We start from the raw sequence: 13,652 nt of genomic DNA, 5'->3' as shown, positions 1-13,652 counted from the left end.
CTGAAAGGCCGATTTTTTTTGTCTTAAAATCCCGCAATCAACTGCCATTCCATCAAACTAAGAATCTCAACTGTGAGATTCATCCATAAATTTCGATAAATTTATCACCAATAATGTAGCGAAAAGCACTGCAATCCTGACCTTTTTAATGCAAGAGTTCCTCTTTTGAGCTGTTTTTGTAATTAATTTACATTGTAAATGACCGTCTGGTATAGACCAATTTGGGTGTGAATAAATACTCACTTACTGGGAATGCATTGATATATAAGGAAGCTAAAAATGAAAGTTTTTAGAGCAGAAAAAGAAAAATTCCGTGGTTTGATTTACCCAAATCGATGAATGTCAGGTATAATTGCGGGCCAATTTTCAGAGTAAAGACCATCGATGCATCAGTATTTAGCCACGACTTCAATCGGACTTGAGAATTTATTAGCAGAAGAGTTGAACCGCTTAGGTGTCAGTGACATCCAAGTTGTTCAGGCCGGTGTCCGGTTCCGCGCCTCCAATGAACTTATTTATCGTTGTTGCCTTTGGAGCAGAATCGCTTCACGTTTTATCCGAGTTCTCTCAGAGTTTTCGTGTCAGGATGATATGGATCTTTATCTCTCTGCATCAGCGATTCGGTGGAGTGATTACTTACAGCCATCGGGAACGGTTATTGTTGATTTCAACGGGACCAATCAATCGATCCGTAATAGTCAGTACGGGGCTGTAAAAGTAAAAGATGCGATCGTTGATCATTTTACGAAAAGAAACTTACCTCGACCAACGATCAGTAAAGATCGTCCGGATCTTCGGGTACATGTTCGTTTGAATAAAGAAAAAGCAATCATGGGGATCGACATGGTTGGGGGAAGTCTGCATATTCGGGGTTACCGAACCGAAGCCGGTGCAGCACCTTTAAGAGAAACGCTTGCTGCTGCGATGATCATGCGTAGTGGTTGGCAGGGCGATGTTGCGTTGCTGGATCCAATGTGCGGATCTGGTACGATCGTGATTGAAGCAGCGATGATCGCAGCAGGAGTAGCCCCCGGTATCAATCGGGCTCACTGGGGATTTCAGTCTTTACCTGACTATGAGCCGGAGCTTTGGATACAAGTCAAAACACAAGCCAGTGTTCAGTCGAAAAAAGGACTCAAACAAGTCTCCGTACCGATTTATAGTTATGACTATGATCCGAAGATGCTGAACTTGGCAAAAGAAAACGCACGTCGTGCCGGTGTACATGATTTGATCGAATTTCAATCGATGGATGCTGCAAAGTTACAGTGTCCGGCGTCGTTTCAGTCTGGCTTGGTTATTTCTAATCCGCCTTATGGGGAACGGTTGGGGACAGAGCCTGGTCTCATTGCATTGTATGCTTCGTTAGGTGCTCAACTGAAATCTGAGTTTGGCGGATGTAAGGCCATGTTTCTCTCCAGCTCTGATGAGTTATTAAGTTGCTTGCGGATGCGAGCCGATAAACAATTCAAAATGAGAAACGGTTCGTTACCGTGTCACTTAAAATTCTATTCCATTGCTGAGCGAGATGCGACTCAGCGCCAGATGGCAACTCAGGAAGTTGCTGCCGATTTTGCCAACCGTCTACGCAAAAATATTGCAAAAATTACCCCATGGGCAAAACGAGAACAGCTTGATTGTTATCGTGTCTATGATGCTGATCTTCCGGACTATAATGCTGCGATTGATGTATATGGCGACCATGTTGTTATTCAGGAATATGCGGCACCGAAATCGATTGCACCGGAGAAAGCCAAACGACGTCTGACCGATATGATTCGGGCAACAACACAGGTGATGGATGTCGATGCGAATCATATTGTCCTGAAAGTGAGGGAAAAACAGAAAGGACATGCGCAGTATCAGAGAATGTCTACCAAAGCCAAAACCTCACAAGTGCAGGAATATGGTGTCCGGTTTATTGTTAATTTATATGATTATCTCGATACCGGTCTGTTTCTTGATCACCGTTTAACACGCCGTCGTCTGGGAGAAATGGCAAAAGGGCGGGATTTTCTTAATTTGTTCGCTTATACCGGTACGGCGACGGTCCATGCAGCTTTAGGCGGGGCAAAATCAACCACAACGGTTGATATGTCGAAAACCTATCTGGAGTGGGCGAAAGATAACATGGCTCTGAATAAGCAGATAGGGCGGCAACATCGCTACGAGCAAGGCGATTGTCTGCAATGGCTTGAGCAGGCCAAAGGGCAGTATGATTTAATTTTTATTGACCCACCGACATTCTCGAATTCGAAACGAATGGCGGGTACATTTGATGTTCAACGCGATCATATCCATGTCATGCAACATCTAAAACGTATTCTGCGTAAGGATGGTGTGATTGTGTTCTCCAATAATAAACGGCAGTTTAAGATGGATATGGAAGGCATGACGGCATTGCAGCTCTCTGCGGAGAATATCTCATCACAAACATTGCCTTTAGATTTTAAACGGCATCAGCAAATCCATAACTGTTGGATCATTCGTCATTGCGAAGCAGATCCAGATTAATTGATATCTTGCTTCATTTCCCGATAACATACAGCTCGATAATTTTATTTCGTGAGCAGACTGACCGAAAATCAGTCTGCTTTGTTGGTCATCTATGGTTATGACTGAAAATCAGCACAAATTTCATGTGACGCTGTCACATGAACTATCATCTGGGTAGTGCTGAGCTTTCAGAGATGAGTATGAAAATGGCCGGTTATATTCACAGCATTCAAGATTTGGTTAGAAGCATATGGCATTAATAAGCATTCATAACGGATATCTGGCATTTGGCGACCATCCGTTGCTGGATCATATTGATTTTTCTCTGCAAGAAAATGAGCGGGTCTGTCTGGTTGGCAGAAACGGCGCGGGTAAATCAACATTGATGAAAGTTCTCTGTGGAGAGATTCATCTGGATGACGGCAAAATGACCGTGACGCAGGACGTAGTGGTTTCCCGTCTGGAACAAGATCCGCCCAGAAATCAAGAAGGGACGGTATTTGAGTATGTTGCCGATGGCCTTGCTGCGACGGGTAAGTTGCTTCAAACCTATCAAGAATTATTGACGTTGGTTGAACGTGATCCGAGTGAGAAAAATATTACGCGACTCGCACAAATTCAGGAACAACTGGATCATAGTGGCGGATGGCGTTTTGACGAACGGATTAAAAATGTTTTGGCTTCGTTAAATCTCGATGAGCATACTTTATTGACGGATCTATCCGGTGGTTGGCAACGGAAAGCAGCACTGGCGCGCGCTCTGGTTTGTGAACCTGACGTATTGTTACTTGACGAACCGACCAACCATTTGGATGTCACGACAATTGAGTGGCTGGAAAGCTTTCTGAAAGATTTCAAAGGTTCAATTATCTTTATTTCGCATGACCGGAGTTTTATTCAGTCAATGGCGACTCGGATTGTCGATTTGGATCGCGGACAACTCGCTTCATTCACCGCCAGTTATGAACAATATCTGACTGAAAAAGAAGAGCTGTTACGCGTTGAAGAACTGCAGAATGTTGAATTTGATAAAAAGCTGGCTCAGGAAGAAGTTTGGATTCGTCAAGGGATTAAAGCCCGTAGAACCCGCAATGAAGGGCGGGTAAGAGCATTAAAGAAACTCCGTCAAGAGCGCACAGAGCGTCGTGATGTGCAGGGTAAAGTGAACTTACAACTTGATGATACGGTTCGCTCCGGGAAAATTGTCTTTGAAGCTGAAAATCTTTCGTATGAAATTGACGGTCGATGCATTATTGATAATTTTAGCTTTAATGTTATGCGGGGAGACAAAATTGCCTTGATCGGGCCCAATGGTTGCGGTAAAAGTACTCTGTTAAAATTGTTATTAGGGCAAATTCAGCCGACTCATGGTCGCTTACATTGCGGTACTAAACTGGAAGTTGCCTATTTTGACCAGTATCGGGAGAAATTAGATCCTGAAAAGACGGTTATGGACAATCTGGCTGATGGTAAGCAGGAAGTCATGGTCGGTGGTCGTCCTCGTCATGCTTTAAGTTATCTACAAGATTTTCTATTTTCTCCGAAGCGGGCAAGAACCCCGGTAAAAGCGTTATCTGGCGGAGAAAAAAACCGATTATTGTTAGCCCGAATATTCCTCCGCCCGAATAATCTTTTGGTACTGGATGAGCCGACAAACGATTTAGATATCGAGACACTGGAACTTTTGGAAGATTTACTTGCCAATTATCAGGGGACATTGCTTTTGGTCAGCCATGATCGTCATTTTGTTGATAATACGGTGATGACAAGCTGGATTTTTGAAGGGAATGGCCAGATTGAAGAGTTTGTCGGCGGATATCATGATGCTCAGCAACAGCGCAAGCAAGTATTCGCCGCCAGAAGTGAAGTGATGAAGCGCCAAACGTCAGAGCTGGATTTATCTCCGGCACAAGCTTCGGGGTCTTCAGTAAAAATAAATCCACCTGCGAAGGTTAGTAAAGGTAAAAAGTTATCTTACAAGCAGCAACGTGAACTTGAGTCGCTTCCGGAACAGCTTGAAGCTCTGGAACAAGAGATAGCGACACTTCAGGCACAAGTTAATGACGCTGACTTTTTTTCGCAGGGAGTGGAACAGACTCAACCCATTTTAGAACGATTGGATGCTGCAGAAGCAGAGCTTGAGCAGGCATTTAATCGATGGGAAGAGCTTGAATCATTACAACAGGACAGTAAATAATAATGACACCAATCAAGACAAATATATCGCTCTTAGCCTTTTCTGTATTTGCAGCAACACAGACGCATGCTGCCCTTTATCAAGTAGTTGAAGTAACTCCACCTGTTTCTTCAGATAGTTATCAAAGTGCCTTTGGTGTCGCGATTCAACCTTCCACGGATGATAGTGATTCAGCTACCAATTTCAATAGCTGTTTTCTCGCAAGTTCGATAGGTGGTACGGCTTGTTCTAGTTTTACGCTTGCCGGAGAAACTCGGATTCAGAAAACAATGGCCGGTCAAGCGGTTGACGGGATTAGCTATCGAGAAGAAGCACCATTCGGGATGGATAATTCTTTCTCTTATGCTCAGACGGAGAATGATCTGAAGAATTATTGTTCGAATGAGTTGCTCTACTCAACTTGTGATGCCTGGGGCGAAGTCCATTGGGTGGAGTGGCAACGCGAACTGACCGGAGATACGACTGTTAACGCGACTGCTTTCGTTGAAGGAGGCGATTCTTTTAGTAGCCAAAATACCGTGATCAATAGTTTAACAGACAGTTCTAGTCCAATAGGTATTCAACTTTCGACTGGCGATAACCGCCAGACCGTGACAGCAAAAGCAGATGTGACACCAACGGGAACATTTGATAAATCCCGGGCTTGGAAAACGAACGACACTTTCACCGTTGGTAGTGTGTCAGATAATATTACCAACTCTTTTGGGGACTATTACAGTTCTAATGCTGCGATTTGGGGCAGCGATGGGGTTGTGGTCAAAATTAACTGGGAATCCGGTGTGAGTCAGGAAAAGGATGAGCGACTGGCCCAAGGCAGTATGCGTGATTTTGTTGTCAAGAGTGGGACCATCTACGGGGTTGGTTACAATACTTATGACAGCGACAATAATTTCATGAATGCAACGATCTTTAAAGTTGCAAGTGGTGATTATGCAACAGCATCAAACTGGACTTCGACCGAGATTAATGACGCACAGACCAAATCGGGCGATGATCGAGTCTATAGCAATACCGTTTTGACTGCCGTTAACGATAATCTGGTTGCCATTGGGGAAGCGAAACGAGCGGGAAGCCGGCCATCAGGTGGCGCAGCTGCAAATCGGTTTTTTGTTGTGCCGGATGTCAGTGCTGCATCACCGTCAGCGATATTTATCTCTGACAATATTTCGTTTTCCGATGCAGGTGGCCACGCCAATGCTATCAATAACTTTAATGAAATTGTTGGTCAGGTCGATACGGAATCAAGTCGTGAAAATGATGGTAAGCCTCGACGGAAGCGAGCTTTTATCTATCCGTATGATACAACTGGTAGTAACACCACACGAATGGGTATTTTCGACAACAGCCCTTGGTTACTGGATGATTTGACCAATGGTGGTGATTTTTCTTCCAATAACAACCAGTATCGTATTCTCAATGCATCAGATATTAATGATGCGGGCGTGATTGCTGCTACTGCGATTAAGTGTAGTGGCGGATATGATTCTACAGCTCATAATGCGACATGTGGTAATGGCGAACAGACAGAAACAACGGTTGCGGTGAAATTGATACCGATCGAAAATGCAACCAGCAGTGATATTAGTGCCAGAGGACAGGAATCAAGCACAGTTAAGCGAAGTGGTGGTACTTTGGGTAGCGCAGGTTTGACACTACTGGCTCTGCTTTTGTTCCGTCGGAAGCGATGAGTTTTGTCAATAATCGGAATGAGTCACAGATTTGGATTTGCACGCATTCTGACCTCTTTTTATGCTTGAGTCTGATTCTTAATTGAGCGATTCTTAGAGGTGTGGTCATAAAAAAGCCACATCGTTGTAACAGTTATCAGTTAATGAATCGTTAATGTATGAGGACTTTACTATGAAGAGACAAAAGCGAGATCGTCTGGGAAGAGCACAGTCTCAAGGCTACAAAGCGGGGTTAAATGGTCGTTCTGCTGAAGAGTGCCCTTACCAACAGATGGATGTTCGCTCCTATTGGATGGGCGGTTGGCGTGAAGCCAGAGATGATAAGAATTCAGGTCTCTATAAATAACGAAACATTCCACATACACTGAGAAATAGCCCCTTTAAACAGGGGCTTTATTGTATATGTCTAATGCACTATAACTAATTTTTTATCTAAACAAAAAACGGTCCGTTCACGAACCGCTTATATAAAATAGCAATTAGAAAGTTGATGTATCTTGAAACAGACCAACTTTCAGGTCTTTGGCTACATAAATTTCTTTACCGTCCACTAAAACCCGGCCATCTGCAACCCCCATGACCAGTTTGCGGTTGACGACACGTTTCATGTTAATTTCGTAAGTAACTTTTTTAGCCGTTGGCAGAATCTGACCGGTAAATTTCACTTCACCGACACCTAAAGCTCTGCCTTTACCTTTGCCGCCAACCCAGCCTAGGAAGAAGCCGACCAACTGCCACATCGCATCAAGTCCGAGACATCCGGGCATTACTGGGTCACCAGGGAAATGGCAGTCGAAAAACCATAGTTCAGGAGTAATATCAAGCTCAGCCAGAATCAAACCTTTACCAAATTCACCTTCTGTTTCGGACATCTTGGTGACACGATCCATCATTAACATATTGGGAGCTGGTAATTGTGGATATCCTGGCCCAAAGAGTTCGCCTCTGCTTGATGCCAGAAGGTCGTCACGATTATAAGATTCACGTTTATTTTGCATTATTTATTACTCCAAATATCAACAGCGAGCATGTTAGTGAAGCGGTGTATGTGAAACAACTCCGATCAGTAAAAATTCAGTCTATTTTTGAGCTTTTCCCACAAATTTTCCGGATTTTCTTCACGCTCGAATAATTCAATTCTTTCAGCTATTTTTTCAAGAACACTATTTTTTTCAAAGACGCTATCCTTATCTAGGACAGCGTCTGTATCTTTCCGGCGAAAGGGTTTCCCCATGAGGATAGGAATCGCTTCATTAACGGTTGATACTGGCCAGATGTGGAACTCTCCAGCTTGTATACTACTCACCAGAGTATGGTGAAGTGCCAAATTCCTTAAATTGGTTTTAGGGAGAATAACACCTTGCTTACCTGTTAGTCCTTGATGGCAACAGACATGGTAAAAACCTTCTATTTTCTCATTTAAACCGCCGACAGCCTGAACCCGGCCAAATTGATCCACCGCGCCAGTCACTGCAATCTGTTGATCAATAGCGATATTTGACAATGCACTAACCAGTGAACAGACTTCAGCCAAAGAAGCGCTGTCACCATCGACCTCACTGTATGATTGCTCAAATACGATCGATGCAGAATAGGGCAGTGGCGCATTCAATTCCAGCGCACTACTGACAAATGCCTGCATAATCATCATGCCCTTGGCGTGAAGGTTACCACCTAGCTCAACTTTACGCTCGACGTCACTGATATCCCCGTCACCAAAGTGAACGACACATGAAATACGAGCCGGTTCTCCGTAAGAAACGGGGTGTCCGGCAATATCAATCACAGTTAACCCATTAACCTGACCGACTTGTTTTCCCTGTGTCTCAATCAATACCTGACCATTGATAATATCACTCAGTGCTCGTTCCGGCAGATAACTTTCGCGATAATAGCGTTTATCTAACGCAGATTGAATATGGTCAGACTCAATCGTACTATTGCCAGCTTCAATTGCTGCTTCTTCCAGCAAAGTACGGTGCCAGAATAAACACAGGGGAATATATTGCTGGTCTTCGGTTTGATAACGGACGCCTGCCGTCAACAGTAACTTAACCGCGTCTTCAGACAGAGCCGGATAACGGTAAGTCTGCAACAACCATTTCAAATAAGCGAAATAGTGCGTAAGATTGTCCGACTCAATTCTCATCTCCAGCTCAATCTCTGTGTAAAGAGATAAACCGCTCCGGATATCGTCATCAATATAATCGACCGTTGCCAGCTGTTCGCGATCGCCAGATAAAATTAGTTTAATATCGTAACGTTTCGCCCATTCATACTGGAGTGGTGATCTTTCATCACAATTCAATGCCGAAACTTCTTCACCAAGCAAAACACTTTTCAGAATCGGCCAGCTATCCGCATTTTTGATCAGCCAGTTAGGCGAGATAATCAGGTAGCCCCCATCCGCTTTATCGAGCAGACCGGAAACTTCGCTGACAAGATGCCCGTTATCAGCTTTGATCGTGGTGAAAAGATCTGTTTTTTCCAGAGACTCACTGGTAATCACGGGGACATTTTCTGGAAGTAGGGCCGAGAGACTATTCTGAATGATATGGCGGTAAACTGAATTGTCCGGTGCATGAATAATCAATAAGCGGCTCAGTCCGGTCAGCTCGGTAAAACGACGTAATGTCGATTGGAGTCGAGGCTGGGTTGACATAAAATCAGCAGGTTGAATGGATGGGTATTGTGCGAATTGAGTGCTGTAGTCGTCAAACTGAGGCGTTACAAAGCGCCATATATCATTTGTCATTGCATATTCGATATGAATTAAAAGATGAAAGATTATATAGAAAAAGTCACCTGGAAAACAGATTCCCGTCTCATTGATCGATGATCTATTTGCAGATATTCATATGATGGGTTACGCTGTCACTGCATCTAAGCTTATTCTGCGTAAGACAATAGGTTATCCCAAATGAAATACCAGCAACTTGAAAATCTGGAATGTGGATGGAAATGGCAATACCTCATGCACCGATATAAAGAGGGAGTTCAGATTACTCGCTATATCGATAACAGTGAGATTGAGCATGCCATTGCATTACTCAGTCAGATTGAACATGAGCCCATCCATGTCTTGGAGTGGATCGAACAACATATGTCTCCCGAATTGGATAACAAGCTGAAACAGGCAATTCGGGCAAAACGGAAAAGACATTATAATGCTGAACAGATTCATACCCGAAAAAAGTCAATTGATTTGGATTATCGCGTCTGGGAAAAACTGGCTTTTCGTGCGAATGAATTAGGATGCACCTTATCTGAAGCGATTGAATATTTACTCAGCGAAGCCTCTAAAACTGAAAAAGCGAGTCAGAAAATGAGCTCCCTGAAAGAAGATTTAAATCGATTATTATCCGAATAATCAAGGAATTATCTAATGATGTACGTCATAATCATTGCTGCTGTTGTGATTTTCTGGTTGCTTGTCCTCGATCGGCCCGTGTTGTACGTTCATTTTAAAAAAGGTCAGTTGGTTAAAGTCAAAGGGCATTTGCCAGTGACGTTAAAACACAATCTGACTGAAATTGGCCATCATTCTCCATTTGATGGATATCTGAAAGCCTACCAGCGTCGAGAAGGGATTCGCCTCAAATTTTCTCCATCGGTACCGAAGGGGGTTCAGCAGCAAATTCGCAATGTTTTTCCGTTCAGTGGTCTGAAAAAATCAGGTATCACTCAAAAAAATAAACGCTAGACACGATAAACCAGACCTCTGTTTGCAATTCCTTGATTATGAGCTAGATTTTATATTGCTTAAGTAAAGGAATAAGAACAATGTCATGGTCCTGTCAAAAACATATACGAAGTACATTTACTTCATTTCTGGGGTCATTATCTCGATGGCCTCAATGTCCTTCATTTTGATTAAATTTCAGAATCAAAGAGATACCATTGTTGAAAATCATGCGCAGTTTTTCTTTTCCAGCGCTGAACAATATTCTGAACTTTATGTGAGACTCGTAAAAAACTCGCTCCAGCCGATGCAAAAGAGTGAGGTTGTACATGATTACCTCACTCATTCTCAGCCCAGTCATCAACAGTTTCTTCGTGCGATGATTCAGCAGCTTACGCAGAATTTTCCTGCAATTGAACAACTGGATATTCTGAACAAAAACGGAAACTCATTGATTCGTTTTGTTAAGTCGGTTGCGCTCAACACTCAAATCGAATTTTTATCGCCTGATCAGGAACCGATTTTTCCTCATATACAGCAATTGCGTAAAGCCAAATCGAATGATATTTGGTTTTCTCAGATAACACAGCAATCAAGATTCATCAGGGCGCAAAAGTTAATGCTTCAGGCTGGTTTGCCTATTTTCATGCAAGGACGATTGATCGGTGCGCTTATTGTAAACCTCGATATGACTGAATTTTTGCAGCACCTCTTTTTTCAGCCAGAGTCAGATATTTACTTACTGGATAAACACGGTCAGATTTTATATACGAATCAAAGCTCAAATAATTGGAAGGCTGGTTATCAGCAAGTTCATCATATGTCTCTGCCAACTTCTTTGGCGATGTGGAAAGCCTCCGGATTTTCTACATTTAGTCTATCCCACCTGATCCCTAATCATGATGAGTTGACTCTGGCATACAGAATGAGAGGTGAAAAGTCTTATCACACCGATAGCGATAGGAACCTGTTATTCATTGCTGTAATGGCTGTGACTGCTTTTTCGGTACCGCTCGGGACTTTGATCGTATGGCACTCCGTTCGTCGTAAAATTATGTTAAATCGACTATCTGTAGAAAATCAGACCAGCCTGAATATCATTGATCAATATATACCTGTCATTTTCACTGATAAACAAGGTCGAATTCAGCGCTGCAATGACGCTTTTTTAAAATTAACGGGTTATGCAAAAAATGAGTTACTCGGACAATCTTACGGGATACTCAGCGATCCGCTTGTGGTGAATCAAGTCTCTTTTTCAATGTTTAGAACACTGTTACCCGGCAAACAGTGGCAAGGAGAGCTTCACAGCCAGACACGTGATGGTGAGGAATTGTGGTTACATACATCGATTATACCGAGATTTGATAAACTCCAGAATCTGACGGGATATATGGCTATTTTTACCGATAGGACTGATCGCAAGCAAGTGGAACGAATGGCAGAGAGAGATCCATTAACCGGTATTTATAACAGGATGAAACTCGATGAGTTAATGAGAAAATGTCTCGATCAGTCAGAAAAATCAGGGGGTGAATTTTCCATTATTCTAATCGATATCGATTATTTTAAAGCTATCAATGATGAATATGGGCATTTGGTTGGTGACAATACTTTGATTGAAATAACCCGTCTGCTGCAACAATCTTTGAATAAGCCGAATGAAATTGGCCGTTGGGGTGGTGAGGAGTTTGTTGTCATCTGTCCTCAATCTGACTATTTTACAGCGTTTCATATGGCCAATAAACTTTGCAATATTGTTGCTCAACATCGTTTCAGGCAGACTGGGCAAGTGACCATTAGTTTGGGCGTCAGCTCATCGCTAGGAAAAGACTCGGTCGCTGAGTTATTGAATGAAGCCGATCAAGGATTGTATGAAGCCAAAAATCGCGGACGTTGTCAGGTTGTCGGGCGTTTGAACAGTGAGCAACCTCAATTGTTATCAAACGCACAAGAAACAGATAAGATTCCCAGTACTGAACTGTTGAAATATTAGTGCGCATTATGTACGTTATGTTAAATACAATCAATGCAGTGCATTCTATTTAGTGGTTGCTCCCCTATAGCTTGTTTCTTGTGCTCCGTCAGGTTTGATAAAGATGTCGCTGCTATTGTCTTCAGGGAGGATTCCTAAATGATAAAAACGAGCACGGTCATGACCGCACTCGTTTTATATTTGAATGATTGAATTTTATTCTCCGTAATAACTCTTACGGTATAGATTTTTCACATCTTCAACGGTTGGCTTGCCTGGATTGGTCAGTGAGCATGGATCACCGTAGGCTCGTTCGCTCATCCTTTCCAGTACACGAATGAATTTCTCTTCGCTGAAATCGACCTCATCGCAATCTTTAAAACAGGATGGAATATTTAGAGCTTTGTTCAGCTCTCTGACTGTTTGTGCCAGATTGTCAATGCCGAGAATGCTTTCTGCCAACTGATATTTGGTGGTGTACTGTCTGTTGAAATCAATGATATATGGCAGCAGAATGGCGTTTGACAGACCATGTGAGTACTGTGCCTTCTCGTCCGATTATAATCAACCTCAATGTACTCGAAGACCGTGTATGTTAAAAGCCAGTGAAAAGTGGACGCATCCGGTGCAGAACTGGAACCTGACACTGTCTCAGCTCAGCATCCACTTTGAAGGCCGACTCACTCCATACCTGGATTTATAAAAGTGGGCGTGACACAGAATAATGAACAGTCTCGCTGTGAACAATTAATGTTTACTCATGAACATCGGATCACCATTTCTATCTCCAATTCGATGCAAAACTTCATGCATATCATCAGATGAATCAGCTAGCTGCCAACATACCAACAAACGAATATCGTCTTTATCCGCAACGTATTTCGCCGTTCTGTGAATTGTCGCAGTACCATCAAATGCAATGGCTTCACCATCTACATACTTGTGAACAACAGCACCATCGTCATAATTCATCGCTTCTCGCGCTACTGTTGTTGTTTCTAATCCTCCGATATGATCTTTTAAAGTAAACAGTGGGGTAAGCATTGTTATACTTTGGTTTTTACTTAATCCATGATCAACCATATCTGAGTGCCAACGACCTGTAGGATAACTCCCTTTTACTTCTATTATATTTGCTTGCACAACCCGCATGTTTTTCATGTTAACATCTGTGAGTTGACGGCATAAAGATAGTTCACATCCATCAATAACATCACGAAAAACCTTTATGGCACGTTCTGATTTTGCAAAAAACCAACGCATTCGTATTCCGTCTTTACTAACCACAGAGTCATCATGTAGTTTGATTCCGATATCTTCTCCTGGCTCGAAATTGTTTTCTCTTAAGTTATAGTAGAGTTGACGTAACGGAGACAAAGCATTGTGTGAGAATTTTAGCTTTACAACACCATTCTGCATGAACTCTTGTTTTTTATTTACTCGCATTCCATCACCACCTTTATAATATGTGCCTAGTTACAAGCAAGAACTAGGCACATATTTATTACCTACTTAACGAATGTCGCAGACACAAAGCCGCTTGAGGCTAATACGTCACTAACCATACGACCGCTAACTTCACTTTCCATGCGAGCTGGCTTTACTGCCGCCGCT

Annotated in this window: 11 protein-coding genes; 7 read left to right on the top strand and 4 right to left on the bottom strand. The window is 42.8% G+C overall.

The genetic code is table 11. The annotated features are described in order from the left end of the window. Positions 1-384 precede the first annotated feature (384 nt). From rlmKL to rmf, 4 genes are all read left to right on the top strand, one after another. A complete protein-coding gene (gene rlmKL, locus AC55NX_RS13695) occupies positions 385-2,514 on the top strand; it encodes a bifunctional 23S rRNA (guanine(2069)-N(7))-methyltransferase RlmK/23S rRNA (guanine(2445)-N(2))-methyltransferase RlmL (RefSeq protein ID WP_496996254.1) in 2,130 nt (709 codons plus the stop codon). 232 nt (positions 2,515-2,746) lie between these two features. Further along, positions 2,747-4,693, top strand: a complete 1,947-nt coding sequence (locus tag AC55NX_RS13690) for an ABC transporter ATP-binding protein (RefSeq protein WP_496996253.1) — start codon at positions 2,747-2,749, stop codon at positions 4,691-4,693. A 2-nt stretch (positions 4,694-4,695) separates the two neighbouring features. Beyond that, on the top strand, positions 4,696-6,381 hold the full coding sequence (locus AC55NX_RS13685) for a DUF3466 family protein (RefSeq protein ID WP_496996252.1): 1,686 nt from the start codon (positions 4,696-4,698) through the stop codon (positions 6,379-6,381). Positions 6,382-6,553: 172 nt separating this feature from the next. Then, positions 6,554-6,727, top strand: coding sequence for a ribosome modulation factor (gene rmf / locus AC55NX_RS13680; protein WP_059122701.1), 174 nt, complete (start codon positions 6,554-6,556; stop codon positions 6,725-6,727). A 133-nt stretch (positions 6,728-6,860) separates the two neighbouring features. Here the strand turns inward: rmf and fabA are convergent, their stop codons facing one another. Further along, positions 6,861-7,379, bottom strand: coding sequence for a bifunctional 3-hydroxydecanoyl-ACP dehydratase/trans-2-decenoyl-ACP isomerase (fabA, locus tag AC55NX_RS13675; RefSeq protein WP_496996251.1), 519 nt, complete (start codon positions 7,377-7,379; stop codon positions 6,861-6,863). 65 nt (positions 7,380-7,444) lie between these two features. Further along, positions 7,445-9,136: a S16 family serine protease gene (locus AC55NX_RS13670; RefSeq protein WP_496996250.1), complete on the bottom strand. Its 1,692-nt coding sequence runs from the start codon at positions 9,134-9,136 to the stop codon at positions 7,445-7,447. 165 nt (positions 9,137-9,301) lie between these two features. Between AC55NX_RS13670 and matP the strand changes: the two genes are divergently transcribed. The 3 genes from matP to AC55NX_RS13655 all read left to right on the top strand — a co-directional run bounded on the left by matP (position 9,302) and on the right by AC55NX_RS13655 (position 12,059). Next, positions 9,302-9,751, top strand: a complete 450-nt coding sequence (matP, locus tag AC55NX_RS13665) for a macrodomain Ter protein MatP (RefSeq protein WP_496996249.1) — start codon at positions 9,302-9,304, stop codon at positions 9,749-9,751. Positions 9,752-9,766: 15 nt separating this feature from the next. Continuing rightward, positions 9,767-10,084 carry a DUF3634 family protein gene (locus tag AC55NX_RS13660; protein WP_496996248.1) on the top strand — a complete coding sequence of 106 codons (318 nt, stop codon included), beginning with the start codon at positions 9,767-9,769 and terminating at the stop codon, positions 10,082-10,084. An 85-nt stretch (positions 10,085-10,169) separates the two neighbouring features. Continuing rightward, positions 10,170-12,059, top strand: coding sequence for a sensor domain-containing diguanylate cyclase (locus tag AC55NX_RS13655; protein WP_496996247.1), 1,890 nt, complete (start codon positions 10,170-10,172; stop codon positions 12,057-12,059). A 195-nt stretch (positions 12,060-12,254) separates the two neighbouring features. Here the strand turns inward: AC55NX_RS13655 and AC55NX_RS13650 are convergent, their stop codons facing one another. Further along, positions 12,255-12,566 (bottom strand): hypothetical protein, encoded by a 312-nt coding sequence (locus AC55NX_RS13650; RefSeq protein ID WP_496996299.1) that lies wholly within the window; start codon positions 12,564-12,566, stop codon positions 12,255-12,257. Between the two features lie 219 nt (positions 12,567-12,785). Continuing rightward, complete coding sequence (locus tag AC55NX_RS13645) at positions 12,786-13,484, bottom strand: hypothetical protein (RefSeq protein WP_496996246.1); 699 nt, start codon at positions 13,482-13,484, stop codon at positions 12,786-12,788. Positions 13,485-13,652: the final 168 nt, after the last annotated feature.

It is taken from the genome of Vibrio rubrogenes (assembly GCF_059641415.1).
The sequence above is the reverse complement of the archived record's forward strand: the minus strand, read 5'-3'. Positions and strand labels throughout refer to the sequence as shown.

Excerpts from the sequence above, each read along its gene's own strand:
- AC55NX_RS13645 (WP_496996246.1), bottom strand. The coding sequence starts at position 13,484 with ATGCGAGTAAATAAAAAACAAGAGTTCATGCAGAATGGTGTTGTAAAG.
- rmf (WP_059122701.1), top strand. The coding sequence starts at position 6,554 with ATGAAGAGACAAAAGCGAGATCGTCTGGGAAGAGCACAGTCTCAAGGC.
- AC55NX_RS13685 (WP_496996252.1), top strand. The coding sequence starts at position 4,696 with ATGACACCAATCAAGACAAATATATCGCTCTTAGCCTTTTCTGTATTT.
- rlmKL (WP_496996254.1), top strand. The coding sequence starts at position 385 with ATGCATCAGTATTTAGCCACGACTTCAATCGGACTTGAGAATTTATTA.
- AC55NX_RS13660 (WP_496996248.1), top strand. The coding sequence starts at position 9,767 with ATGATGTACGTCATAATCATTGCTGCTGTTGTGATTTTCTGGTTGCTT.
- AC55NX_RS13690 (WP_496996253.1), top strand. The coding sequence starts at position 2,747 with ATGGCATTAATAAGCATTCATAACGGATATCTGGCATTTGGCGACCAT.
- AC55NX_RS13655 (WP_496996247.1), top strand. The coding sequence starts at position 10,170 with ATGGTCCTGTCAAAAACATATACGAAGTACATTTACTTCATTTCTGGG.
- AC55NX_RS13670 (WP_496996250.1), bottom strand. The coding sequence starts at position 9,136 with ATGACAAATGATATATGGCGCTTTGTAACGCCTCAGTTTGACGACTAC.
- matP (WP_496996249.1), top strand. The coding sequence starts at position 9,302 with ATGAAATACCAGCAACTTGAAAATCTGGAATGTGGATGGAAATGGCAA.
- fabA (WP_496996251.1), bottom strand. The coding sequence starts at position 7,379 with ATGCAAAATAAACGTGAATCTTATAATCGTGACGACCTTCTGGCATCA.